Raw genomic sequence first — 24,669 nt, 5'->3', positions numbered from 1 at the left:
GCTGCTGAATGGAATGTTTTGTTATATTTGTAATGGCTTGGTGTTGGTGCAACGCCACTGTGAGCAAGCCGCAGAACGTTAGCAGATAGTTAAAAAAAAACAGAACGTAAAAACAAGAAAATCAATAGAATGAAAAAAAATATTCTCATAATTCTAATATCTATTTTATTAGTGAATTGTAAAGCTAAAAATAATGAGACTAAAATCATAAAAGGCGAAAATTATGAGTTAAAAATTGCAAGTGAACAAAAAGCTATTTTAATACTATTTCCTTGTTTTCCTTGCGACATAGAAAACACTAAAACAGAGGCAAAATTTTTAAAAGATATTGAAAAAGAAGGCATAACAACTCTCCTTTTAAATATAAATCAAAAATTGTTTCTAAAGGAATCTGAAAAAACAGAATATGCGGAATTGTTAAATACAATTCTTAAAAAAAACAAAGTAGAAAAAGAAAATATCTTTATTGGAGGTTTCTCAAGTGGTGGAAATTTATCACTTGTTCTTTCTAACTTTTTGATTAAATCAAAAAATAGTATTCAACCAAAAGGTACTTTTATAGTTGATTCTCCTTTGGATTTGGAAGAACTTTATAAAGGGGCAAAAAGCGACTTAAAGAAAAATGTAGATGCAGAAGCTGTTGAAGAAGGAAAATTTTTAATAAAATTGTTTGAAAATGAAATTGGAATACCAAGTGAGAATATTGAAAAATACAAAACTATTTCTCCATTTCTAATTTCTTGCAATTCCACAAACAATATTGAACATTTAAAAAATATTAAAACAAGATTTTATTGTGAGCCTAACTTGGAATGGCAAAAGAAAAATAAAAACCGAACATACGAAGAACTAAATTCTTATAAACTTGAAAAAACTTATAATGCTTTAATCAAGTTAGGAAGCAAAAAAACCGAGTTTATCAAAACTGAAAATCGTGGAATTAGAGCAAATGGCCAAAAACATCCACATTCTTGGAATATTGTAGAAAGAGAAAATCTAATAAAATGGATTTTAGAATAAAACCATCTGCTAACAGCAGTTACAAGAAATTGCTAGGTATGGGATTTATCAGAAATGGTAATTGTTGAATCAAAGTTTTGGTTATATTTGTAATTGTCAGTGAATGAAGTACGCAACTTCTTGTAGCTGCGAAACGTTGTGCTCAATAGCTCCGAATTTCCGTATAAAAAGAAAATAATCAGATTTTAAACAATAAAATTCGTGTGATTTTTTGTTGATTTCTTGAAAAGAACGAAATGCTTTTTCAAGTATATTTATTGCAAAATAGTATAATCAGAAAACCGAATTGTACCTAAAAATTTGCCGAATTTTGTGCTGAAATTTTGAATATAACAAATCGATTTATCAAGCATATTTTGTGCTAAATAAAAAACCGAATTGTGTCAAAAAGTTCGCTTAAATATCTTTTTTACTTTTAAATGTTTGAATTCAGCATACATAAATTCGTTCCGAATTGACGCAGTCTGAATTAAAACAGCTACTAAGCACAACAGCACCTAAAAACAATTTGCATTGCTTGGTCAACTTTTGGAAAATCCTGTCGGATTTTCCAGTTTTTGTTCTATATTTGTTATAGTTAGTAACAATTCTTGCAAACTGTTTCTAGCTGCAAAACGTTACCAGCAATAGTCCGAAAATTAGTAATGAAAGACATATATAAAATATTCTTAATCTTTTTATTTTTCATTTCTTGCTCCAAAAAAGAAAAGAAAGTAGAAAACTCGAAAGTTTCAGAAACTATTTCTGAAATAAAAATTATTGAATTAGGTCACGGAAAGGGAATAATATTCCCTGCAAACTATAGCAAAGGAGTTTTCACTCATTCTGACAAAGTGAAAGGTGTTTTTACTCTAAATGAGAAAACTGTTAGAACTATTGACAGTCTATTTGTAGAAAATTACGAATCACTTATTACTTCTTATCAGAAGGAAACTCAAGATTATTCAATTCTCAAAAAGGATTTGAAATTTTATGATAAACAATTCTTTGGTTTATTAGATTCAAAACATGATAGCATAGCTCATTGCGTAATTTTTAACCTTACGAAATCGAATCCTTATAACTTGAAAAAAAGAATATTAAATCAATCTGGAGAAGGTTCTGGATTCTGGTTTGACGCAAATATGTTTATATTTGAATATAATTTAAAAACAAAAAAATTCTCAACACAATATGAATAAATTACTGCTGGTAACAGCCGTTTGTTGCAATTGCTAGGCTTGGCTTGTGTTCGGAATTTTCTCCGAAAATTCCATGAGGAGTTTTGTACTTGTAATCTTTTGTTATAAATTTACGCAACTGCCACAAGCGGCAACACGTTGGCAGTAATTTGAGAAAACCGAAATGTTAGACAAATACGACAAGCAAATAATGTTTGAATATTTATGGAAAACTATCAATTTCTTTTACGGAATTATGATTTTGCTTTCCATTTTAGTCGGAATTAGAGCTTTACTTTATTTTCTCGGAGGAATGAAAGACGAGAATTTTAGCGTTAACGGACTTTTAATCGTTTCAAGTTTCATCATTATTTACATTGTTTTAAGAAATCTGACAAAGCCATACTTTATGAGAAAAATAAACCAATAATAAAATGTTAACTGAATTAGAATTAAAGGAAATAGAAAAACGATTAAATAACTCCACAAAAGGAAATTGGATTCCTATGATTGAGGGAATAACTCACGATTCTGGCTCGGATTTTATTATGACTAATGTCAAGAACAGTACTGACTTTAAAAATCCAGAAAGAGGAAACGATATTGAATTGACAGGTGGAACAAAGGATGATATTATCTTTATAGCAAACGCAAAACAAGATATAAGTAAACTTTTAACTGAAATAAGAAAATTAAAAACTACTGCCAACAATGTATAACCGCAATTACGGCGGATTCGACTACGTCCGAATCCACTCGGAATTGCGAGCGTCTGTGCTTAACCGAAAAATAGTAATTTAAAACCCGTAACTGACGGTTATACGAGACCGTTGTACTTAATTTAAAGAGAATCTATGTTTCAAACACCTATTAGACCATCAAATGAATCTATAATTTGGAGATATATTGGACTTGATAAATTCATTGACATTCTGCTAACTGGTACAATCAAGTTTACATTAGCATCAATTGCTACTGACAAAAATGAAATTAATTGGATTTTAAAAAACTTAGAAGAATCCAAAGAATTTGAAACACATGCTGAAAGCGCAAGCAAACATATTAAGAATTTAAGGAATTCAACTTACATCAGTTGCTGGACAATGAAAGAAAATGAATCCAGGTCACTTTGGGCAACATATTTAGACTCGACTAAGCAAGGAGTTGCGATTAAATCCAACGTAGGTAATTTTATAAAAGCAGTTGACTGGAACAAATTTAGCTTCAGTTATGCAATTGTAGATTACAGAAATGAATTTCACTTTGAGGAGTTACAAAACAACATAGTAATTATTAACACTAAGAATAAAGCATATGAAGAGGAAGCGGAAGTGAGATTCTTTATAACTGGTTTGGATGAAATTATAACTCAATTTGATAAACCTGAGATTAAACACAGAATTTTAATGGATTATCTCAATGGGACTGAAAGTCATAAAAAGATAATTTCTTTAAAAATAGATTTAGATCTATTGATATCTGAGTTAATGATTTCGCCTTACAGTTCTGATTGGCAGAAAAAGAATATTATACAGTTAATAAAGGATTACAAACCGGAATTATTAGATAGGATAAGTAATTCATCAGTAAACGAATAAAAAAACTAAGTACAACACCGTATATAATTTATTGCTAGTTCTAGCCTACTTACGAAAATCCTCGCGGATTTTCTATTCGGTTTTTATTTGCTAAATTACGTGCTAAACCACGCAACAAACCATATACAAACACGTTAGCAACAATTTTAAGAAATACTAAATGAAATCTATTAAATTACTTACCATTTTGATATGCATCTCTACTTCTATTTCGTGTGGAACTTTTAACAAAACATCTAAAATAGATAGCAAAACTGGATACTTTCCAGCTAAAAAAAACAAAGCTGTAACTGTCATTAAAGAAGAAAAAATTAGTAAAGACATTTTAAAAAAATTAATAATTGTTCCAAACGATGAGTACACACTTGAGATGGTTAAAAATTTGAATTTTTTTGACAAAATAATGACGTTTGAAGAATTTCAAAAAGATATAATTTCTAAAAATTTGGAAGATAAAATTCCAAGTGTTTCTGATAGAATTGGTTTAAAAAACGCTTATAATCATTATGGTTCTTTTGTAATACTTCACTTTACTAAAGAAAAAAAAGAAACTAACAACAATACTTCTTTATACACTGGAATATCTATTTATGACCCAAGCAAAGCTGATTTTATTTATCAAAATGAAATTTATGTAAATTTAATGTGGGACGGTTGGACAGACCAGGGAACTATGTATCCTTTATATAATTCACTAATTGATTATTTGAACAAGCAAGAATAAAAACTGTTGCTAACAGCCGTTTGTAGCAATTGCTAGGTATGGTTTATGTTCGGAATTTTCTCCGAAAATTCCACGAGGGGTTTTGTACTTGTAATCTTTTGTCTTAAATTTACGCAACTGCCACAAGCGGCAACACGTTATAGCCAATGTTAAAATGACGACTACGAAACAAATAATCATATTTACTTTGACAATTTTGGTTGCTTCTTGCAGTTCAAGGACTGACAGGAAAGACTTCGTACATAGCTATGAAAAATATTGGGACAAATACACAGACCAACAACTTGTTGACACTTTGTTTTCTGACACGTTAGACGTTGGACCAGATACAGAAGGTGGTTGGACAACTAGAGAGTTTTATATTAACACGACCAAAGAACTAATTGCAGACCTAAAGGACGACAAAAACAAAGTTGACAGTTTATATCCAATGACAGCCTTTGACGAACTGACAATTAAAAAAATACCAATTGGGTTTTCAAAGACACTCACAAACGAACAGACTGCCAAATTTTTGGAAATAATAAATGACCCTGTCTCATTTGACTGGGCAGAGACGACATATGAACCAGAATATAAAATTGAATTTTTAAAGAATAGCAAAACTGTTGCAACCTTGACAATCGGTGCGGACAAATCAATAATTAAAACTGAACCCGACTGGCCTGACTTTAAGAAAATGAAATTTGGGCGACTTAAATCGGAAGCATATAACGAAATGACGAAACTACTAAATGAAGTTGGACAATGACAAGAAACACTGGCTATAACAGCCGTTTGTAGCAATTGCTAGGCTTGGTGTGTGTTCGGAATTTTCTCCGAAAATTCCACGAGGAGTTTTGTACTTGTAATCTTTTGTTATAAATTTACGCAACTGCCACAAGCGGCAACACGTTGTATGCAAATTATGAAAAAACGAAATCTGAACAATATATTATAAAAATAGAGCGGACTAAAACTAACTAAAAAAAAGTACCTAAAATATTCGTTCTTAATGGTCAGAAATGGCAAGGGGAAAATTTAAAATTATGAAAAAAAGTTTATTATTAACATTGACATTGGTTTTCGCAGCATCTTTTATTGGTTGTAGTAAAGATGATGACAATAATGAAAGTCCAACAATTGTTGGAAAATGGAGAACTGTAAAATTTGAATATTATACAGATGGTGTTTTAGATGAAACTGAAACTACTGTAGAAGAAAATTCATCTTGTCCAGACTATATAGAATTCAAAACTAATGGAACTTATGTAGTAATCGATAATGACGCAAATTGTAATTCAACAGCTGATGAAAGTGGTACATATGTTTATAATGGTACTACAATATCAACAACATCAGGTGGTTCAACTGATATTTCAACAGTAATTACGTTGACGAATACAGATTTAAAAACTGACTTTACTGAAACATCATCAGGCGGAACAGTATTTAAAAATGTTGGTTACTTCAAAAAAATAAATTAAATTTAATCTGCATACAACATCGGTTAGCAAAAACCACAAACGCTTGGTCAACTTTTGGGAAATCCTGTCGGATTTTCCAAAAGTTATTTTATATTTGTTATGGTTAGTCCTGAATCCTTGTGGCATTCGCTAGCCGCGAAACGTTAGTTGCAATAAAAAAAATCGTTGTAAATGAAAATCCATTTAATTAGTCTTTTTATTATTATACTTATATTTTCTTGTGGTCGCGAAAATCCAAAATCACAAAGTATTTCTACTAAAACTCCAGTTGATAGTATTGTAGTTTTGAAAAATGAGAATAATAAAATGATTTGCGTTTATAGATTTTCAAACGGTAATACCAAAAAACTTAATGAAAAAATCACTTTTTTACCAAATGGAGAAATTGACTATTCAAAGAGTATGTTTCTACAAATAATAGAAAATGATTTAGTTCTTTGGTCACCTAATGAAAAGCAATATCCAATACCAAAAAAAAGATATGCACAATTTATCGGTTGGAAAATTACAAATGATTCAATCGGTAATCAAACTATAAAATTAGACACAACTTTTTTTAGAGAAAACTCGAAAATAGAAAACTATCTTGAATTACTTCCTCCTAAAGGAAAAGTTCTAGAAACCTTGTTTTTAGATACAATTATAAAATCAAAAGGGGAAGAAAATAAAACTATAATAAGAACTATAGAATATGATGTTGACCTTCGAGACCTTTTAATAGATAAAATTAAAGAACTTTAATAGTTTACTGCAACTAACAGTGGTTTTGCACAATGGCTTGGGCTTGGTTTTTCCTTCGGAAAAACCTCTATGAATCAAAATTTTGTCTATATTTGTTGTGGTCAGTCTTGAATCACAAGCCACTGATGCAAAGCCACAAAACGTTAGCCATAATTGATGACAACCGTAGAACTAGAAAATATAAAAATAGAAGTTGACCGAATAGAAACGGAAAAATTCTATGCAAACCAAAACGGATTTATTTGCGATTGTCCCGACTGTTTGAATTATGTTACTAAAATTTCCGATGTTCAATCTGAACTGAATGGACTTGACAAAAAAATTGGAATTGATTTGACCAAAGCTGTCGGACAAGGAATGGATGAATTGATGCCTCACGATTACGAAAATCACCATTTGTACGTCATTCCATATTATGTCATTGGAAAATTATACTCGAATGAAAAAGAACTGAACCGAGAAAACTCTGAGCCGATTTGGCGAAATACAAAAAGAGCTGAAAAAAAATTGACTGAAAATTTATCGCTAACAATAATAAATACGACTGACGATATTGAAATCGATAATGCGGAAAACATTTTGACTATTTGGTTGGAATTTAAAACTGAATTGAGAACCGAAATAAGAACGGAATAACAACTATGGCTAACATCGGCTATAGTTCACTGCTACGGAATTCCCTATCGGAAATTCCAAGCATTTTATTAACTTTGGGGAGTACTCGGAATAATTCTGCCGAATTATTCCGCAGCGAAACCATAGCCAAAACCGTTGTGCGTAATTTTAAGAAACCGCGTAAATTAAAATGAAATGAGATTTTCAATCACAATTATATTTTTAATCTTTTCCGTCATAATCTTTGGACAAGAAACGAAATCACCAAAAAATATAAACCAAGCAATTAGAGCGTTAGATAAAAACCTAACTACAGAAATTAAAGAAAAACTAACAAAAATTTCTTCTGATAGTTTGCTGATATTTTACAAAAATTCCGAATCGAAATTTGATTTAATGGACAATTGGTTTTTTAAATGGACTCAAATGAGTACAACAGTAGATGCAAGCCTTGGAAAATTTTACAAAAAGAAAGGATTGGAAATTCCTTACGATATGATTGAAGTTGTGCTTAGAACTTATCAAAATAAATTGAAAGGAAATAAAGCAAAACACGATGAAATTTTAAAAACATTTCTACTAAGACAACAAAAAAATAATAAAGAAAATGAAATCAGATATGTAACAGATAGCTTAAGTGGATTTTATATTCCTAAAAACCTTGATGATGCAATAAATTCACTTAATAAAATTTATTCAGATAGCGTAAAATTAAAAATCACAAAACTTACAGAAGAAGATTATGTGTCAGGTAATTATAGATTTGGGATTGGATTATGGATGAGAAATAATTGGCAACTTTGGGGCGGTTCTCGCCTATCTAAATTTTTCCGAGATAATAAAATTAATCATCCTGAATCAATGTCTGTCGTTATTTTGGAAAGTTATTATCGTTATTTAAAAAATGAAGACATTAGATTTGATGAACAAATTAAAGAATATGTCGAATGGGAAGAAAAATCAAAAATAAATGAATTAGAACGAGAAAAAAAAGAATTGAAAGAAAAGAAAGAAACATTCGCTGAATTGAAAATAGGTAATGTTTTGGAGTTCAATTATAAATATGGTTTTTCTAACCAAAGTCAAGAAGACAAATGGATGGATGATATTTGTTTAGCAAAAGGAATTTTAATTGAAAAAGATGAGAAAAATTTAAAAATAAAAGTAAAAATTATTGAAAGCTGTGACAAAAAAGGTATTGTAATTTATACTAATGATAATGTAAAAATATATAACAATGAAACTAAAAAATGGTCAGATCCAAAAAAAAGAATTGTAAAATTTTTAAAAAATGAAAAATCAGCTTGGTTTGAACTTGACGATTGGGATTTGGAATAAAAAAACTACGCACAACAGGCGTTTGGCAAGATTGCGAATTTTGTAGTAAATTCACGTTTACATTTCGCAAGAAATTTTATCTTTAACAGAAAATAATCAGTTCCGAAGTTCGCAACCTCGCCAAGCGCCGGAACGTTAGCTGCCATTTAAAAAACCAGAACGTAAAACAATAATTTGAAAAATTTAATTACATACTTTCTCTTTCTCTCTTTGGGTTGTTTTGCTCAAAATAAAGCAGAGGATAATTTTTACGAAGAAAACACTTCGGTAAATTTGTTTGCTTTTGTCGGTAAAAAAATATCAGTTATAGAATTTGACCCAAACGCTGAAAAAGTTGAAAAAGTTGAAATTGATTCAATAACTGGGGAAAAAATAATTCATAAAACTTATAGCATGGATAAAGGGTTTAAGTGTAAATACTTAATCTCACAAAAAGTATTTAATGACATTAAAAAAGACACAATAGATTTTGTAGCTTATGATCATTATGGAAGACCTGGTTTTGAAGATTATGAGAATGTGCTATTATATGTTTCAAAAAGCGAGGATGGAAAATATTACTTTCATCAAAAATATCAATATAATCCGTTATTTGAAGATAAAAAAGGAAGATTATTTGGTTGTTTTTCATTTAATACTGATGAAGATTTCATAATAAATTCAAAGCTGGAATCTTTTAAAATTGATTTAGGAAATTTAATTATTTATGATGTAACAACATATAATGAATATATGTTAAAAACTTATGTCCCAAAACCATTTTACAAAATTAAACATAACAAAGCCAAACCAGTTTTAGGAGCTCGAATTAAGGAATTATTCTTGTCGAAAAAACTAACGAACTTTAAGAAAATGTTTGAAAACAAATAAACGTCAGCTAACAGCGGTTTGTTGTAATTACGCATGTAAAGCATTGTATTTATTGATATTTTTAGTTTTCAAATATCCATTAGTACAACATAAGTACAACAAATCAGAACTTTTTTACATACTTGTAAATACCTCTTTTTTTAAGTTGTGCTTTGCGATTCATTTTTTGAAATTCTGCTAATCGTCCACAATAATACTCGTCTGTTGCTTTTGCAAATCCATTGATCAAAAGCAAATCATTTAAACACTCCCCTCCTGGCAAGATTACATATCCTAATTGTCGATTCCAATAATCGTAGAAGTTATCCTGTTCTGTAATTATCGTTACAACCGTTTTAGGCGGTGCCACTTCCAAAACATAATGTAAGGCTTCCAATCCTAATTGGATTAAAAATTGAGCAGCTAAACGTGTTTTCTGTTCGTCCTCTTTCATCTTTCTATTGTACTTTACTTCTGGTGCATCTAAACCATATAGTCGTATCTCTTTTCGCAAACGAGTGAAAAGATTGCTAATGATTATGCTGTCTCCATCTAAGACTTCATCTATTTGCCAATGGGTTTCCACTAAATAGGGTGCTTTTGCGTTGTATTGCATTGATTTTCAGTATTTTAAGTTATTGTAAATCAAAGATAATGAATGATATTTGAGTATAAAATTTCACTTAAATATTAACTTCTAAAATCTTTACAAAATGGCTAGACAGAAAGGCGTTTTAAAGTATGTGGGAACTCTTGGAGATGTTCGCCACTTTAAAATTAAAGGACAAGAAGGGTACTTTGCCGGAATGGTAGGTGGACCTTCAGGGGAGCAAGTTTTATCAGCTCCAGAATTTGAAAGAACTCGTGAGAACATGAACGAGTTTGGTGCTTGTGCTAAAGCAGGAAAATCAGTTAGAACTGGTTTATCACAAATTGTGAAGCAAATGTCTGATACGCAAGTAGCAGGACGTTTAACTGCTATCATGAAGAAAATCAATTTGGAAGACCAAACCGAAGCCAGAGGGTATCGTAAAATTGAGATTACCACTCAAAGAAATTACTTGGTAGGTTTTGAGTTTGACAAAAACACTTCCTTAAATGGTATTTTCAATGCTCCTTACAGTGTTACGCATGACCCAGCAAGAAACACTGCTGATTTTGTAATTCCTGCGTTTAATCCAGCGAATTTAATTAATGCTCCTGCAGGTGCGACTCATTTTAGATTGATTCACACGCTTTCTGTAGTGAGTGACTTTGCTTACAATGCTGTAACGAATAGTTATGATCCTATTGACACAGCACAAAATGAAGTGAGTGATGTTCAATTCAGCACTTTCTTGGATTTGTATGCTCCTGCAACTGCAACTACCATTACAGCAACTTTGCCAAATGGTATCACTCCATCAACAGATGTTACCGTTCTTCAAGGTATTGGAATTGAGTTCTACCAACAAGTAGGTTCAAACTATTACTTATTTGCAAGTGGAAACTGCTTGAAAATTGAGGACGCATTTTAAGAATCCTACTTACAAATCCCTCAGAACCTCTGGGGGATTTTTTGTTTTAACTTACTAATTCAATTCCCATGGAAACAAAAATCATTCGCGTAGCACAGGGCAAACAAAGTACATTAAGCCAATTATATATCAACGGAGTATTTCAATGCTATTTACTAGAGGATAAAATACGAACAGAAAAAATCAAGGAACATACTGCCATACCTACTGGAACCTATTCATTGCAGCTTAATACTTGGGGTGCAAAAAATGTCAACTACAAAAAAGCATTTGGAAAAGTTCACCAAGGTATGATTGAAATTACAGGATTACCAAATTTCAGTTATGTGTATATCCATACAGGAAATACGATTGAAGATACCGCAGGATGTCCGCTTTGTGGATTTGGGTTCCAACTTATCCAGGGCGATTACCGAGTTACGCAAAGTGTTATGGCTTACCAAATGATTTATCCTAAGCTAGTTGCATTAGCAAAGAACAAAGCAAACAAGATTAGTATCGAAAACAATTTCCAATTTTAAACTTGTAATGCCATGGAACAAGCTCCACAATTAATGGTACTTTTTGGAAGTTTAATAAGCATATTATTATCGGTTGTAGCCTATTTTATCAAACAATTGCACACAGATTTCAAAAGAATGGAAAAAGACCTTGTTGAAGTAAAAACCATGGCATTATTAATCAAAACCGAGTTTAAAAGCAGCAGTGATTTACTGAACCAAAAAGTAGATTATTTAGAACACCGAGTACAAAAATTAGAATTATCCATCTTTAAAAATCACGAACATGAAAAGTAATGAAATGAATATCGTTCAAAGAGTGAAAGCTCCAACACCAAAGTTTTTCAAAGTATTGAGAACAATTGGTTTAGCCTTGGCAACCGTTGGAGGAACTATCATCGCTTCACCAATTGCATTGCCGGCTGGATTAGTAGCAGCTGCAGGTTATTTAGTCCTGGGCGGTGGTGTATTGTCAGCAGTATCGCAAACCGCTGTACAAGATGATGAGAAACCGAGAGTTCCACAGGAAGACAAGGTTAAATAATCTAAAAATTGCTTAAAAATTGCAATCAAAAGCTCCTATTTCAGGGGCTTTTTTTAGTTTTATACCCAATTGCTTCGCTTTTTCCAATTTTATTTAATTGGTGCGTTTATATTGCGGTTATGTATTGTTTTGCTTCGGGATAGGGATTGTTTTGGGAAATTTGTTGAAATGGAAAAACCTAGCCCATCGGGGCCAGGTTTGTGTTATTTGTTTCTGTAACGGAGTAAGATGGCGTTACGGATTTCGTTGATTAAGTGGATATTTTTTGCGTGGTGAGCTTCTTGTTCTTGCAGCAGCTTGAGTGCTTGGATGTTTTTATGGTGCAGCTCGTGTTCACGCATCAATCGGGTGGCTTTTGGATTGAACTCTTTTTTGAATTCATAGAGAGATAAGAACGGAATAACCGAACCGCGAAGAAAAGGCATCCAGAATTTGGATTTCCATAGGCTCATGGCAATCCAAAAAATGTCCTCTTTTTGAGCTTCGGTTTGAAAGACTAATACAAAGCTGTTTGTAAAAGGTTCATTGCTTGGTTTTCCGCTATTTAGTCCTTTTGATAATACGAAAAAGTGCGGTTTGGCATAGTGCGTCCCAGGTTGGTGGGTTTTGATAAAAATTGTGTCCATAGTACAAGGATTTAACAGGTTAACTTCCTTCGTCTTTCCTTCGTGATTGCCCGAAATGTGATTGGAAACCGAGATGCCCCACACACATTTTTGCAAAAGAAAAAAGGAAAAAAAAGAAAGCCCTCTTGCCTTGTGGAGGGTTTCAAAAAAGCAAGTTTTACGGGTAAAATACTACCCATATGCGTCTGTGGAAACGCTAAGTGGATGTTGTGGTATTGAAAATGTATGGGTGGAGATTTTATCCGTAACCGAAGGCTTGAACTTGCTTTTTTGAATACCCGGAACAAACCTTTGGCTTCTTTTTTATCCTTTTTTTTGTAAAAATGTTTACCCCAAATGTTCTTATGAAATGGGGTTTTAGGGGTGTTCAATCGGGATTCGTAAACAAGGGTGTGGTTTTCTTTTTTTTGCTAGACGACCTCGACTGCGCTCGGTTTGACAATGTTTCTTTGTGAAGATGAGAAAAAAGAAAAACACACTCTTGTGATAGTTTGATTTTTGAGGATGCTTGATAGTTCAGTTAGCAGTCGCAGTTTACAGTTAGCAGTTAAAGTCTGATGGAAATGGGAAGCATCTTCAAAAAACAATGAAAATTACGTTAGCGGTAGCGTTCCTATTTTTTTTCGGGTGGGTGCGGCTGGGCGCGGATATTTTACATAATAACCCTTATAACTTTCAGGGGGACTGCGTGGGGTGTTGGGAATGAATTATAAGGTTTATTATGTAATAATAGCTTGGGAGTGGTTTTTGTGTGTTTTTAGCGTTTGTTTTTTGGATTGGGTGTAAGTGGATAAAAAAAGGTGGACTGTGCGCGAGGGGTTGGGAAAACAGGGAGCCTTTTTTTATTTACTTACTTTGGGTAAAACAAGTGCTAAAAACACACAAAATACCACTTGTGCGGTGGGGAGCGTTGGACTGGGTGGGTGAAACTACTTCAGCGAAGCGTTCCTATTTTAATAAATAACATCAAATTACATAGAAGCTTTTCTTTCTACTTCATTAATAAGTTTATTTAATTTATTTAGTGAGTTTACTTCTTTATTTAATGCATTAGTATAAAATAATTCAATGTCTAATTCCTTACATTTTTCAATTATAGATGAATTAGGCAATTCTCTTGAAACTAAAATTGATTTTGCAATAGCACCACCATATGTTTGTTTTACAATCTTCATTTTATTGATGTCTTCTTGTTTAACTAAACCTGATTTACATTCAATAAAAATCAACTTTTTTCCTGTGTTAATTAAAATATCAATTTCGTTTTTTGTTGTATTCTTATCTGATTTGAAATTTAGCTCAAAACCTAAAAATAATTCTTTAAATTTTATTGTTTTAGCAATTTCATTAGCAATTAATAATTCCCACCATACTGCTTTAAAAAACAAGTCTTGTAATATGGAAGAATTTATATTTAATAAGACTTTATTATTAGATTCTATTTTTAAAACTGATTGATTCCAAATCACTTTGAGATTATTATTAATTGATTCATTACCAGATAAAGGCAATGGGTTATTATTACTCAGATATTTTTTTCTAAAATATCCGATAATTACTTTATACCTATTGTCATTATTAGCAAAATTTTTGATTTTCTCAGCAGTTTTTATATCTTCTTCTTTAAAATCTATAATTGTTTTATAATTGTAAGTTTTATGTCCGCTTAAATCAAAAAATTCATTTACAGTTAACTCCAAACTAATATTTTTCCTTTCGTATGAGGGTAATTCCAAATAAGAATCATCTTGATTAATGTAGAAACCTTTTAACTCTTTTTCGTGTATAATAGCTTGGCAAGCTAATACCATAATTTTAGTTCCACCTGTAAGATTGAATTCAATAGTGTCGTTTGGATTTAATTTATAAATTATCTTTTCACAAATGGATTTAATTTCATAAAAGTCAAAAGGATTACATTGATATTCATTAAACGGAATACCTTTAATAATTGGTTTTAAGTTGTTTAAACTTGCAACCGATTCTTTTGAAACAATAAAGTGTATTTTGTCAGGATTAAATTCTTTAATACCTACATATATTGGTAACAATTGACCTCCAACAAGTGAAATTTGATGTTTCATTATATGAATAATTCAGGTTGATTGATTAAAGGATCGTAAACTATATTCAGAATCTCTGATCCTGGTAAAGGTTTTCGTAATTCTTTTAAATATTCAGCAAAATCTACATAAACTATCTTACAACCATAATCTTTTCCAAAGATACTTGCGGCAGCTACCATGGATTTTTTTCCTCCAGTAATATCAAGAGTTATATTTGAGCTTGGATTCAAAATTAAAGATTCTTTTAAAGCCTTATACAAAGTGTTGAAATTTTCATCTTCAATATATATCATTTCATAATTTGTATCTAAAAACTTTTCCAAGTAATCATTTCCGTCACTTTTATTGTTTGTTGTAAAAATAATATGCTTTTCAGGTTCAATGGCTTTAGCAGTTAAAATAATTGGTTCTGGAGAAAAACCTAAAATTGAAAACAATACTCCGCCTGAATCAATTTTATTTTTGTAATTATTTTTAAAATTATCAATAACTGCATTAAAAAGATTTTCATAATACAATTCCTGTGCTTTGTTGAAATTGCCTGAATTTGCTAATTCCAACCATTCTTCTAAGTATGGTATATTCTTTTTCATTAATTGATTTCTAAAATTAAGCTGTAAAATTTCAACAAATATTTTTCTTTATTATATTGGAAAGGCAGTTTGTTTATTATACTAAAAATGTTTCCCGAAAAAGTTGCTTCATATGTAAAATGCCCCACTGTAACATGAGTAAATCTCTCTGAAACATTATAAAATATTGGTAAATTTTTAAAATCTTCAATATCAATATTCATTTCTTTATTCGCGGAAATTATAATTTCCTGAGGAATTGTAGGAGGCTTTAATTTTTTAAAAATTTCGTATTTATAAAAGGTTTTAAATAAATCTGTTCTTTTTTGACGAATTTTAAACCTATGATTACTGTTATAAATTAATTCTTTGTGAAAGTTTAAAAAATCATCATATTGTTCATCATTTAATATATATCCAACCTCAAAACCATTTGTTAAACCATGATTCCCATCAATATTAGCTGTAAAAATCATTGCTTCATTTTCTGTAACAATTCCTTTTGAGTGATTGTCATAATTTGCAAAAATATCACATCCTAATTCAGCTAAAAATTGAGAAGCAACAATATGATCATTACGATAATTCATTGCTCTACAAAATATATTCACTAGTACATCTCTTTGATTTGCTTTTTTAATTGCTTCCACAAATTCCTGAATATTCTGCAAACCTACAATACTATAAGTTGATAAATAAATAAAATCATTTGCTTCATCAATACATTTAATTATTTGTTCTAAAAGATTTGTATGACTTTCCGTAAAAGTGTATCTGAGGTTTGAATCCTCAGGGGCAGGTAAATTTTCGAAAGTATCATCAACATCTGAACTTATTACAAACATTTTATTTGAACTAGAAGAATCTAAAAACTTTGTATAATTAGTGCCTTTTTGATAGATAATATCAAATAACTTATCTAATTCTTGACTACTCTCTTCATCCATATACACCCCAGATTCCATATTTTCATTTAATGATGGAGTTGTGAGGTTTGCGCTAGTAATAAAACCTTTATCTCTATCGGAAATAATAAACTTTGCATGAGCAGATTCAGAAGCTCTGACATGAACACCTACATCATATAATTTTTTGATATTTGATAAATGTTTTACTTCTGGTTTTTCTGCTATTTCCTCCTCTGTGATAAAATCTAAATTATCACTTCTACTTGTCATTTTTTTAGCATCAAACTGAGTTAATATGAATATAACAACATCGGTTGATGTTGCCTTGTCTATTAATACTTCAAAAATTTCATCATCAGTAATTATAAAACTACAAATTTTAAGTACTGTTTCTGCCGAATCGATAATTTCAATTATCTCATTTTTAAGTCTTTTATCTTCTTTATGAGTACAATAAATGGATTCATAATCATAAAAATTATAAATGGATTGTTGGCTCTCTATGCTTATAAATGCTCCTTGATTGAGGACATCAGTATGTTTAACTTCGAAACTCATTAATTAGGTAATATCATGTGATTAAAAATATCTATACTTTCTAAAACTTCAAATTCTCCGGCTGCTATTAGACATTCTCTAAAATCGTATTTATACTCTGGATGAAAAAACACAATGGTTTGAAAATCTTTCTTGTTTTTTGTATATTCATCAATGATTTTTTTAAACTTGATTACTTTATTAACAAATTCATCTGTGGATTTATAATACAAATAGAGCATGAATACATTGTTATAAGTATTTACTATTGTATAGTCTCTTTCCCTCAATAAATTTGATATTAATGTCTTTCTATCATTTGAAGCAAACAACATTTTTTTTGTGATGTTGATACCAATTTCAGATTCTTCATTAATCAAATTTTCTATTTCAACATTTTTTAAGTTATAAAGCTTTTCAACTACTTCTTTTAGGTCTTCTTTACTGAAAATAAAACATTTTTGATTACTTTCTTTGTATTTGTCAATTTCATTCCAATTAGAAGTAATAAGTGGTTTTTTATCTGTATTTACTTCCTCTCCTTTTTTAGGTATTATAATTTTAAATTGTAAATTTTTGATTCTTTCTATACAATTCTTTTCAAATCCTATAACATTTTTGCGTGCTTCATCATAGTATGAATTTTCACTATCAAAAGCATGAAATACAAAGCCATCAATTAATTCTTTTTTTATTCCATTTACACTTTTAGAAACTTTAATTAGAACTGGTAATGAAAGTTTTGTAAATGATATATCTTCAATTTCAACTAAGCCTAATGGAATCGCATAGCTTTCTCTTTCAAGTTCAGGGATATCCATTATTTTATTTACTAAAGTTTCTTTTGTAATTGGAGTATGAACAATATCAGGAGCAAATGGTCTATTAATACTAGTTTTTCCTTTGTTATTTGTATAGTACTCTATATCATTCTCACTAAAAAAATTAGTTTTATAGAATTTGTAAAAATCTTCACTTAATGGGTTTAAATTAACCCCATCTAAATAAAAGTCATATGATTTTTTATGAAGACGTTTTAATGATTTATTAATAAAAACTTCTTTACCTAACTCTGTAATAATAAAATCATTTTCTTTTTTTTCTAAATGGTTATCTACAATTAATTTATCAATGCGGTATTCTATAAGTTTTTTTGAAGTACCTAAAATAGCAGCTAATTGTAATTGTGAATAATTTAATTTTATATTTAAACAATCTATTATTAATTGGTCTAAACTGTCTAAACTATCAATTGAACTGTCTAGAATATTTGTATGAATACAATATATTGGATATTGTATACAAAACATCCCAAGAATCTTTTCACCTTTTACTGAAAGTTCCTTGTAAATTTTCTCTATATCTAAGCTAAATAAACCCATATTATATTTTTACCGCTATTTGTTTTTTATTGTAATCTATTTCATGGATTTTGACTTCAATTTCATCATTTATATTCACAATGTAATTCTCTGGAATTTGTCGATTGTGAAGTAATGCATCAAAAATGTTATCTAATTTGACAAAATAACCGAATTCGACTTTCTTTGTAATTATTGCTTTAATAGTTTTGTCTACAGAAAGATTATCTTTTATTGAATCCCAATACTTATTTCTCTTACTCAAAGCAATACTATCTCTTTCCGTTTTAGATAATGGTAATATTAACGTTATCCTTTCTTGATCTTTATCTATTTTATATATCGATAATTTGATAGTTTGCCCTTTCTCCAAACCTTCAAAATATTTTAATTGATGATTTGGGATATGTGATTTTGGTAATAGTGCTTCAATATTATCAACAAAGAAAAAAGCTCCAAAAATTTTATTATTTTTTTTACCTAATGTTTTAAATTTTGCATCTACAATATCTCCTTCCTTGTAATCTTTATAAAAATTTTTGAATGATTTTATACTACTATTATAATTAGCAATGTTTATGAAGTTTCCAATATCTCTATTTTTACTTAGCTTTACTAACTTTTTAAATAAATCTGTATAATTAAAAAGAAGGTCGAAGTGAGAACGTTTATCGGTTAATGTTGTCGCATTTCCAACTAAAATTAATTTTTTCTTTGCTCTACTAAACGCTACATTCAATCTTCTTGCATCGTCTAAAAAGCCAACTTTATTTGAAACTTTCTTACCATTTACAATTGTTGGTTTTGAAAAGTTTGATGCTCTTGTAAAACTAAAAATAATGATATCATATTCCTTACCTTGGAAGGAATCTAGTGTAGCCACATCAATATTTTTTTGTTGGCATAACGTTGATTTCTTTATAAAGTTCTTAATATTTGAAACTTGAAATTTATAAGGAGCTATTATCGCAATATTTTTTTTATCAATATCGTTTTTGAACAATTCAGGCAAAATAAATTCAGATATATATTCTGCTTCAGTATCATTTTTTACTGCATTCTCACTTTTCATTTCATAAGGATTTGAGGTATTTGAAGTATCAAAGAATATGATTTCTTTATCAAATGGAGCAGGTAAATTTAATCTATTTAGATGTGTTCTACTTCCCATTTCTACTTCAGCACCATAAAATGATTCTGATACAAATTTTCCAATATTTGGATGCATTCTATGTTGATAATTCAACATTTCTTTATTGTCTTTGGGAAACAAATCTACATCAATGCGATTTACTATAAATTCAAAAAACGATGTCTTTAAAGCATGCGCAATTTCATCTTCGGTGAAACCATAGCCATATATTGAATTTGGAAAGCTATTTTTATCATTTTTATCCAAAAGTGAACTATCCATATATGGTGGTAATTGCATTTGATCTCCAACAAGGATTATTTTCTTACCTAACTCCATTGCTACTAATGATTCTGCTATATTTGCTTTACCTGCTTCATCAATAATAACCGTATCAAATTTGAAATTAGTTTCCCTAAAAATCTTATCCCCTTTTATTCCAATACAAGTAGCAAATACAACGTCTACAGAATTGTAAATAAATGGTTGTAATAAAATTTCGTATTCCTTACTAAATGAGTTTTCCCAGTTTTCAAGTATTGTAATGGTTTCAATTAACTCTTGCTCAGAAAGATTTGATACATTGTCTCGTAAAAGAAAATGCTTTTGTATAAATGTTTCCTTTTGTGAATTATAGTTTTCGGCTAGTTGATAAACTTTATCTTTAAACCTATTTCTTTGTTCTGTAAATTCTGTATTATTTTCATTAAATGCTAGTAATAACTTTGTTAACTCTTTTTGATTTGTTATAAATTTTTTGAAATCCAATTTATACTCTTCAACCAAATTCTCATAACAATATTTCACCAAACTTTCATCAATTCTCTCAATATTTCCTACTCTCAAAAGATTTAAATTTGGCTTTCTTGAGATTTTTTCAAGAACATTATCAACTGCCACGTGATTTTGACCTGTTACTAAAATTTTTTCTCCTTTTTTAGTTAATTGCTCAATGATTTCTGCAATAACTGTTGTTTTTCCTGTACCTGGAGGACCTTGTATTAAAAATATATTTTGATTACCAATAGCTTTTTCAACAGCTTTGATTTGATTGTTATCTGGTTGTTCTTCTTTTGTTCTTTGTAAATCTTCATTAATAAAGGTAACCTGTTTTTTTATTGGATTTTTTACCTTTTCAGGATTAACTAACAATGATTCTATGTGATCAATTTTAATTTTTCTTTCTAAGAAATCTTTGATGATTTCTCTTTGAATATCAAATTGTCTCGTTGATACTTTAACATCAATATAAAAACCATTTTCTAAATTTGTTAAATTTATTTCATTAATAAAATCAATTTGATATTCGTCATTTACTATTGAAACTACACCTTCACTTATTTTTTGTTTTTTTTGGTCTTTTACTACTCTGATGTTAACAATATTATCCTCTGCTAATTCTAATCTATCTCCTACTACCTGAGGAATTTGAATAGCACTATTACCTTTATTACTTTTTACTCTTTTGAAATCTTTAATTTCTATACTATTTGCTTTGTCTTTTTTTAATAGATCAATTTGAAACTCTAAAAATTTATCGATGATTCCTAATGTTCTTCCTTCTTGTTTTAAAATTTCCCCTGATTCTATTTTAAGATTTTGATAAATTTCAAAACACTCTGTTTTTGTAATACAATAATTTAAAAATTTACTTTGAGAATCGTCAAATGGAATTATACCATTTGGTGCTACCAACTTTACTTTATTATTTAAAAGAAATGAGCCATATTTTTCATTATTCTTTTTTGCTACAGAAGCAAATTGAAAAGATTGGCCAAAACTGAAATTCTTAATCAAAAACTTGACATCTTTACCTTTATTATCTTTTATAACCTCACCGTAAAAATTAATTTCATTATTATATAGAGTAAACTCTATTATCTCATTAGGTTCGTTCTCTTTATTGTTTTTTTTGTCGATTCGTGTATTTAATTTGAACCAATATTTTTCATTAGACAATTTATCTAATAGTATTTTTTCATTTTTATCGTTATACTTTTCACCATTTAAAAAATAAGGTATGGCTTGAGATTTAAAATTATTTTCATAAGAAGCATCACTCATTCTAAATTGAATGTAAAATGTTACTCCAGTATCAATTTCTTTACTAAAAATATCTTTGTCTAATTCAAAACCTTTTTCAATACCTTTTAACTGTTCTTTAGAAGCTGTGTTGCCTAAAATTGATTGTTTAAAATTTGAAAATGTTCTTAATTCGGGTTCAATGAAACTTGCATGTTCTTCAATTAGTTTTTCATATTTAGACTCATCTAATTCCTGATGAACTATAGGAATGAATTCTAATAAATTTGCTTCATTTAGTTTAGCATTTATCCTGAAATTCTCATTTTTTATAGTGTCTTTTCCAACATTTTTATTTAGTAAACCAAATAATAAGTTGTTTGTTTTTACAATGTAATTTTTGTGTAGATTTTGTACAATTTCTAAATTAACTTCTTCTCCTCTTGTTATTTTTTCCCATTTAGCTGTTTGATTTAAAGGTTTTACTAAATGTTTTTGAGATAGAATGATTTGCTTTTTCTTTTCATCAACTTTTAAAATAACTACTTGTATATTGGAGCCAATTTTATATTTTTTAAATACTTCTTCTCCTTGTGGTAATGACCAAGAAATATCTAAAACCGATAGTCTTCCAACGAATCCTCCTACATAAGAAGTTACAATTTGAGAAGGGGCTATTATTTTTGTTATTGAAACATTTACAACATTACCAGGCGTGAAAAGTTTTTTATCGTTTTTTATTATTTTATAATTCTCATTACTTTGAATCTCTCCCTTTAAATCATTTTCCGTATTTTTCTTTTCTAATAATTTGAATGAAACCTCAAGAGAGGCAATCTTATTACCTTTATCCGAAGAAAATTGATTACAAAGTATTTTATATTCTTTTTGAGAAATTTTTGCATTAGGGCTGCTTTCAATATGAATATCCTTTTCTTTTAAAAAATCTACAGCTCTATCTAATGATAAATTTAGCTCTCTTAAAACTTTATTAATACGAATTACTCTTTTTTCAGCCATTGAAATCAAATTTTAATAAAATCAACAAAAAACAATCATAGCATGAAAATGATTATTTCAGTTGTTAAGAATAAATACGAGTTTAATTTTGTGATTTTTAGTTAAAAAACATAAAACTAATCGTATTTACGATTCAGTTTATAAAAATATATAAAGCAAATGAATGAAAAATGAGGAAAACCTCATTTTGAATCAAAAATATTAACAATTCTTGTTAACAACATTACAAAGTTCAAATTAAAATTTGCACTAAATGAATTTATTTAGGTCAGAAGCTTTTATATTTAAAGACTATTATTTTGTAATAAAAAGAAAGATTTTAATTTATCTATATTAATATAAGATTAATATTTTTATTCTTTTATCTAAAAGGATTTCGTTTTCGAGCAATGTATTCATTGGCTTCATTTTCTATGTCTTGTCTTGTTTTGACTTTATTTGCATATATCCATTCATCTATCTCTTCTTTTTTAAAAAATAGCTTTTTACCTAATTTGTAATGTGGGATTTCTGCAGTTGATGTTAACTTATAAATTGCAGATGTAGAAGTCCCCATATAGGCAACTACTTCTTTTAAATTCATTGGTTTGGGTTCTGCTACAATACTATTATCTGTTTTTAGATTGGATATTGCTTTTTCAATTCTATCTAATCTTTCCATTATTAACTCAAAAGGATTTTCCATAATCAAAAGTTTTTAGTTTTAGTAAAATTAGCGAAATGAAGCAACCGATACTACTATTTTCATCTTAGTATAGATCTTTTATTCATGGAATCCATACTGTGTTACAATGTTATAATTTTCAGTTTAGCTTCGTCGTGTTCTTTGAAGGCGTTGCTTTTGGTAAGCTGATTTTCCAATGCTTCCATTTCAGTAGCTACTAGTGTTGAGCTGAATTCTTGCGCTCTTTGTAACATCCTGATATAAACTGCTGGATCACCGTTTCTTGTTAGTCTTCTTAATGCTCCCAAATAATCATCGCGGTAAACTGTTGGAATTATGATTCTTGTTTGGTTTGCTTTCACTAATTCGGCATTCATCATTACTCTTGCTATTCTACCGTTTCCATCTAAGAATGGGTGTATTTCGCTTATCATAAACATGATGTAAGCTGCTTTGGCAAATGGTTCTTGTAATGCTTGATAATAGTCAAACCCCTTTATTAAAGTTCCTTTTACTAAGGTATGGTCAACAAAATGTGTTTCTCCCGCACGGTTGTTTTTATCTTTGAATTGACCAGGCTTTTTTGAAGTTCTGGCTGCTAAAAGTATTTGATGTCTGTACTGTAAAATATTCAACAATTCCTCTGAATTTGGTGGCGTTGTAGCCATTTCCTTTTGATTGCTTACTAATTTGTAGGTTCCTAAAATGTCATGAGAATCTTCATCACGATTTGGAATTGGGGTTTCAGTTTGAATGATGCTTTTGGCTTCTTCTATTTCAAAAATAGTGCCTTCGATATAGTTTGAAAAATACGCTTCAAAGAAAGCAAAGTTTCTAAACGCACTTGTTTCTGTATTTATATCTTTTCGGTCTTTATAGGGTTGTTGCTGTAATTCTATAAATAATTTTTCAAACAACTCTATTCTGTGTTTGTCATATGGATTTCCTAATGCTCTTGCTACAGCAATTGGTGAAGTAAGTATTTTTGAAGGTTTTGTTGTTAATAAAGCGCTTATTAGTTTGTTTAGTTTTTCAAACTCCGATTGCATTTCCAGTTTTTCTGCTATTTCTCTGGCTTTGTCTCTGAATTGATTTAGCCCTTCTTCTCCTTTTACTTGAACGATTTGCTCTAGTTTGTTTTCGATTTCGGGTAGTGTAAGCGTTTTGGAAGTTGGTCCTACTTGTCGAGACGTTTGCATGTTTTCTAGAAAAGCTCTTTCTTGTTGCGCTACAAATAGTTCGCCAGCGAATGGGTTATCGCCTTCAATTGCAGGGCTTCCTTCCATAAAACGAATTGTAATTCCAGGAAGTTCAATTTTTTTGGTATAGGTATAGGTAACAAAAATTTGATTCGCCGCTGTTGGTTTAAATTCTAAAGCAGAACGATGACTTAACACCGCTCCTGGATACAACTTACCCAAAATGGAAAAGATGTTTCGTTTAATAATTATATCTTCTGATTCATTAAGATTTGAAGAATAGATACGTGGTGCAATTTTTTTAATTTGCCCTTCTTTTTCCAATTTACTTAATTGCCTATTTAAAGCAGTATCGCTTGTTGCAAAAATGATTTCTTGTAAGTGGATTGGGATATTATTTTCCATTATAATTGCTTTTGAAACTCAAAATTAGCTTTTATTTTCCATTAAAGAGTGGTTTTTCGCAAAAATTTTCCATTATAAATACATT

Annotated in this window: 25 protein-coding genes; 16 read left to right on the top strand and 9 right to left on the bottom strand. The window is 29.7% G+C overall.

The features are described 5' to 3' along the window. Positions 1–129: 129 nt before the first annotated feature. The 12 genes from OLM55_RS08505 (at position 130) to OLM55_RS08450 (ending at position 9,532) form a co-directional block, all read left to right on the top strand. Positions 130–1,020, top strand: coding sequence for a hypothetical protein (locus tag OLM55_RS08505; protein WP_264558479.1), 891 nt, complete (start codon positions 130–132; stop codon positions 1,018–1,020). A 644-nt stretch (positions 1,021–1,664) separates the two neighbouring features. Beyond that, complete coding sequence (locus OLM55_RS08500) at positions 1,665–2,201, top strand: hypothetical protein (RefSeq protein WP_264558478.1); 537 nt, start codon at positions 1,665–1,667, stop codon at positions 2,199–2,201. A gap of 163 nt (positions 2,202–2,364) precedes the next feature. Further along, positions 2,365–2,610 (top strand): hypothetical protein, encoded by a 246-nt coding sequence (locus OLM55_RS08495; protein WP_264558477.1) that lies wholly within the window; start codon positions 2,365–2,367, stop codon positions 2,608–2,610. Positions 2,611–2,614: 4 nt separating this feature from the next. Further along, positions 2,615–2,899 (top strand): hypothetical protein, encoded by a 285-nt coding sequence (locus OLM55_RS08490; protein WP_264558476.1) that lies wholly within the window; start codon positions 2,615–2,617, stop codon positions 2,897–2,899. Between the two features lie 135 nt (positions 2,900–3,034). After that, the gene (locus OLM55_RS08485) at positions 3,035–3,778 is read left to right on the top strand and encodes a hypothetical protein (RefSeq protein WP_264558475.1); all 744 of its coding nucleotides are present in this window, start codon (positions 3,035–3,037) and stop codon (positions 3,776–3,778) included. 160 nt (positions 3,779–3,938) lie between these two features. After that, positions 3,939–4,502, top strand: a complete 564-nt coding sequence (locus OLM55_RS08480) for a hypothetical protein (RefSeq protein ID WP_264558474.1) — start codon at positions 3,939–3,941, stop codon at positions 4,500–4,502. A 154-nt stretch (positions 4,503–4,656) separates the two neighbouring features. Further along, positions 4,657–5,253 (top strand): hypothetical protein, encoded by a 597-nt coding sequence (locus OLM55_RS08475; RefSeq protein ID WP_264558473.1) that lies wholly within the window; start codon positions 4,657–4,659, stop codon positions 5,251–5,253. Positions 5,254–5,530: 277 nt separating this feature from the next. Continuing rightward, on the top strand, positions 5,531–5,968 hold the full coding sequence (locus tag OLM55_RS08470; protein WP_264558472.1) for a lipocalin family protein: 438 nt from the start codon (positions 5,531–5,533) through the stop codon (positions 5,966–5,968). 171 nt (positions 5,969–6,139) lie between these two features. After that, complete coding sequence (locus OLM55_RS08465; protein ID WP_264558471.1) at positions 6,140–6,709, top strand: hypothetical protein; 570 nt, start codon at positions 6,140–6,142, stop codon at positions 6,707–6,709. A 153-nt stretch (positions 6,710–6,862) separates the two neighbouring features. Further along, entirely contained in the window at positions 6,863–7,345 is a 483-nt protein-coding gene (locus OLM55_RS08460; protein WP_264558470.1) for a hypothetical protein, read from the top strand. A gap of 174 nt (positions 7,346–7,519) precedes the next feature. Then, a complete protein-coding gene (locus OLM55_RS08455; RefSeq protein ID WP_264558469.1) occupies positions 7,520–8,662 on the top strand; it encodes a DUF6794 domain-containing protein in 1,143 nt (380 codons plus the stop codon). A 174-nt stretch (positions 8,663–8,836) separates the two neighbouring features. Then, positions 8,837–9,532, top strand: a complete 696-nt coding sequence (locus OLM55_RS08450) for a hypothetical protein (protein ID WP_264558468.1) — start codon at positions 8,837–8,839, stop codon at positions 9,530–9,532. A 103-nt stretch (positions 9,533–9,635) separates the two neighbouring features. Here OLM55_RS08450 and OLM55_RS08445 read toward each other — a convergent pair whose 3' ends face one another. After that, entirely contained in the window at positions 9,636–10,127 is a 492-nt protein-coding gene (locus OLM55_RS08445; protein WP_264558467.1) for a thermonuclease family protein, read from the bottom strand. 97 nt (positions 10,128–10,224) lie between these two features. Between OLM55_RS08445 and OLM55_RS08440 the strand changes: the two genes are divergently transcribed. From OLM55_RS08440 to OLM55_RS08425, 4 genes are all read left to right on the top strand, one after another. Beyond that, positions 10,225–11,028, top strand: coding sequence for a hypothetical protein (locus tag OLM55_RS08440; protein ID WP_264558466.1), 804 nt, complete (start codon positions 10,225–10,227; stop codon positions 11,026–11,028). Between the two features lie 68 nt (positions 11,029–11,096). Then, on the top strand, positions 11,097–11,549 hold the full coding sequence (locus OLM55_RS08435) for a DUF5675 family protein (RefSeq protein ID WP_153200083.1): 453 nt from the start codon (positions 11,097–11,099) through the stop codon (positions 11,547–11,549). A gap of 12 nt (positions 11,550–11,561) precedes the next feature. Further along, on the top strand, positions 11,562–11,825 hold the full coding sequence (locus OLM55_RS08430; protein ID WP_264558465.1) for a hypothetical protein: 264 nt from the start codon (positions 11,562–11,564) through the stop codon (positions 11,823–11,825). 4 nt (positions 11,826–11,829) lie between these two features. Next, on the top strand, positions 11,830–12,072 hold the full coding sequence (locus OLM55_RS08425; protein ID WP_264558464.1) for a hypothetical protein: 243 nt from the start codon (positions 11,830–11,832) through the stop codon (positions 12,070–12,072). A 203-nt stretch (positions 12,073–12,275) separates the two neighbouring features. On the opposite strand, the gene OLM55_RS08420 is transcribed toward OLM55_RS08425, so the two are convergent. From OLM55_RS08420 to OLM55_RS08385, 8 genes are all read right to left on the bottom strand, one after another. After that, positions 12,276–12,698, bottom strand: coding sequence for a DUF6943 family protein (locus tag OLM55_RS08420; protein WP_264558463.1), 423 nt, complete (start codon positions 12,696–12,698; stop codon positions 12,276–12,278). A gap of 971 nt (positions 12,699–13,669) precedes the next feature. Further along, entirely contained in the window at positions 13,670–14,782 is a 1,113-nt protein-coding gene (locus tag OLM55_RS08415) for a Card1-like endonuclease domain-containing protein (RefSeq protein WP_264558462.1), read from the bottom strand. After that, positions 14,782–15,357, bottom strand: coding sequence for a hypothetical protein (locus OLM55_RS08410; RefSeq protein ID WP_264558461.1), 576 nt, complete (start codon positions 15,355–15,357; stop codon positions 14,782–14,784). Before OLM55_RS08410 ends, OLM55_RS08415 begins: the two co-directional genes overlap by 1 nt. Next, a complete protein-coding gene (locus tag OLM55_RS08405; RefSeq protein ID WP_264558460.1) occupies positions 15,357–16,802 on the bottom strand; it encodes a phospholipase D-like domain-containing protein in 1,446 nt (481 codons plus the stop codon). The genes OLM55_RS08410 and OLM55_RS08405 overlap by 1 nt, the downstream gene beginning before the upstream one ends. Next, a complete protein-coding gene (locus OLM55_RS08400; RefSeq protein ID WP_264558459.1) occupies positions 16,802–18,163 on the bottom strand; it encodes a hypothetical protein in 1,362 nt (453 codons plus the stop codon). The genes OLM55_RS08405 and OLM55_RS08400 overlap by 1 nt, the downstream gene beginning before the upstream one ends. A gap of 1 nt (position 18,164) precedes the next feature. Beyond that, positions 18,165–22,316, bottom strand: coding sequence for an AAA domain-containing protein (locus tag OLM55_RS08395; protein WP_264558458.1), 4,152 nt, complete (start codon positions 22,314–22,316; stop codon positions 18,165–18,167). A gap of 361 nt (positions 22,317–22,677) precedes the next feature. Next, the gene (locus OLM55_RS08390; protein WP_264558457.1) at positions 22,678–23,001 is read right to left on the bottom strand and encodes a helix-turn-helix domain-containing protein; all 324 of its coding nucleotides are present in this window, start codon (positions 22,999–23,001) and stop codon (positions 22,678–22,680) included. 101 nt (positions 23,002–23,102) lie between these two features. Continuing rightward, on the bottom strand, positions 23,103–24,584 hold the full coding sequence (locus OLM55_RS08385; protein WP_264558456.1) for a Fic family protein: 1,482 nt from the start codon (positions 24,582–24,584) through the stop codon (positions 23,103–23,105). Between the last annotated feature and the right edge of the window lie 85 nt (positions 24,585–24,669).

This window comes from Flavobacterium sp. N2270, assembly GCF_025947225.1.
GTDB lineage: Bacteria > Bacteroidota > Bacteroidia > Flavobacteriales > Flavobacteriaceae > Flavobacterium.
This window is presented reverse-complemented; position numbering and strand designations above follow the sequence as displayed.

Coding starts and splice junctions, on each gene's coding strand:
- OLM55_RS08505 (WP_264558479.1), top strand. CDS start 130: ATGAAAAAAAATATTCTCATAATTCTAATATCTATTTTATTAGTGAAT.
- OLM55_RS08500 (WP_264558478.1), top strand. CDS start 1,665: ATGAAAGACATATATAAAATATTCTTAATCTTTTTATTTTTCATTTCT.
- OLM55_RS08495 (WP_264558477.1), top strand. CDS start 2,365: ATGTTAGACAAATACGACAAGCAAATAATGTTTGAATATTTATGGAAA.
- OLM55_RS08490 (WP_264558476.1), top strand. CDS start 2,615: ATGTTAACTGAATTAGAATTAAAGGAAATAGAAAAACGATTAAATAAC.
- OLM55_RS08485 (WP_264558475.1), top strand. CDS start 3,035: ATGTTTCAAACACCTATTAGACCATCAAATGAATCTATAATTTGGAGA.
- OLM55_RS08480 (WP_264558474.1), top strand. CDS start 3,939: ATGAAATCTATTAAATTACTTACCATTTTGATATGCATCTCTACTTCT.
- OLM55_RS08475 (WP_264558473.1), top strand. CDS start 4,657: ATGACGACTACGAAACAAATAATCATATTTACTTTGACAATTTTGGTT.
- OLM55_RS08470 (WP_264558472.1), top strand. CDS start 5,531: ATGAAAAAAAGTTTATTATTAACATTGACATTGGTTTTCGCAGCATCT.
- OLM55_RS08465 (WP_264558471.1), top strand. CDS start 6,140: ATGAAAATCCATTTAATTAGTCTTTTTATTATTATACTTATATTTTCT.
- OLM55_RS08455 (WP_264558469.1), top strand. CDS start 7,520: ATGAGATTTTCAATCACAATTATATTTTTAATCTTTTCCGTCATAATC.
- OLM55_RS08445 (WP_264558467.1), bottom strand. CDS start 10,127: ATGCAATACAACGCAAAAGCACCCTATTTAGTGGAAACCCATTGGCAA.
- OLM55_RS08440 (WP_264558466.1), top strand. CDS start 10,225: ATGGCTAGACAGAAAGGCGTTTTAAAGTATGTGGGAACTCTTGGAGAT.
- OLM55_RS08435 (WP_153200083.1), top strand. CDS start 11,097: ATGGAAACAAAAATCATTCGCGTAGCACAGGGCAAACAAAGTACATTA.
- OLM55_RS08430 (WP_264558465.1), top strand. CDS start 11,562: ATGGAACAAGCTCCACAATTAATGGTACTTTTTGGAAGTTTAATAAGC.
- OLM55_RS08425 (WP_264558464.1), top strand. CDS start 11,830: ATGAATATCGTTCAAAGAGTGAAAGCTCCAACACCAAAGTTTTTCAAA.
- OLM55_RS08420 (WP_264558463.1), bottom strand. CDS start 12,698: ATGGACACAATTTTTATCAAAACCCACCAACCTGGGACGCACTATGCC.
- OLM55_RS08415 (WP_264558462.1), bottom strand. CDS start 14,782: ATGAAACATCAAATTTCACTTGTTGGAGGTCAATTGTTACCAATATAT.
- OLM55_RS08410 (WP_264558461.1), bottom strand. CDS start 15,357: ATGAAAAAGAATATACCATACTTAGAAGAATGGTTGGAATTAGCAAAT.
- OLM55_RS08405 (WP_264558460.1), bottom strand. CDS start 16,802: ATGAGTTTCGAAGTTAAACATACTGATGTCCTCAATCAAGGAGCATTT.
- OLM55_RS08400 (WP_264558459.1), bottom strand. CDS start 18,163: ATGGGTTTATTTAGCTTAGATATAGAGAAAATTTACAAGGAACTTTCA.
- OLM55_RS08395 (WP_264558458.1), bottom strand. CDS start 22,316: ATGGCTGAAAAAAGAGTAATTCGTATTAATAAAGTTTTAAGAGAGCTA.
- OLM55_RS08390 (WP_264558457.1), bottom strand. CDS start 23,001: ATGGAAAATCCTTTTGAGTTAATAATGGAAAGATTAGATAGAATTGAA.
- OLM55_RS08385 (WP_264558456.1), bottom strand. CDS start 24,584: ATGGAAAATAATATCCCAATCCACTTACAAGAAATCATTTTTGCAACA.